The sequence below is a fragment of the Vibrio sp. 2033 genome, assembly GCF_033339735.1.
On sequence record NZ_JAWOVC010000548.1, the window covers coordinates 1 to 606 of the forward strand.

Annotated in this window: 1 protein-coding gene; it reads left to right on the plus strand. The window is 47.4% G+C overall.

Annotated elements, in window-relative coordinates:
* Positions 1–606: tRNA preQ1(34) S-adenosylmethionine ribosyltransferase-isomerase QueA (queA, locus tag R7P74_RS27725; RefSeq protein ID WP_318123883.1), on the plus strand; the 606-nt coding region annotated here is incomplete at both ends.

The following is a 606-nucleotide window of genomic DNA, read 5'->3' on the forward strand; positions in this document are numbered from 1 at the left end:
CGCTGCTCCAAGTCACCAAAACCAGGCACTACCATTATTGTGGGCGAGAATGATGAATACTCAGCGGAAATGGTGGCTCGTCACGACGCCCTATTCGAACTGAAATTTAACTCTGATAAGACGGTATTAGAAATTTTGGAAGAAATTGGCCACATGCCACTTCCTCCATACATTGACCGCCCAGATGAAGACGCAGATAAAGAGCGTTACCAAACCGTATATAACCAAAAACCAGGCGCAGTAGCAGCACCTACGGCTGGCCTGCACTTTGATGACGTTCTTTTAGATAAGATCAAAGCCAAAGGCGCTGAGTTCGCTTACGTTACACTACACGTCGGTGCAGGTACGTTCCAACCCGTAAAAGAGAATAACATCCACGATCGCCACATGCAAGCAGAGTATGTAGAAGTACCGCAAGAAGTGGTGGATGCCATCAATGCAACCAAAGCTCGCGGTGGTCGCATCATCGCAGTGGGTACAACATCAGTACGTTCACTCGAAAGTGCAGCGCAAGATGCATTGAAGAAAGGCACTGAATTGGTTCCATTCTTCGGCGATACTGAAATTTTTATCTACCCTGGTTACGAATACCAGCTGGTGGATTGC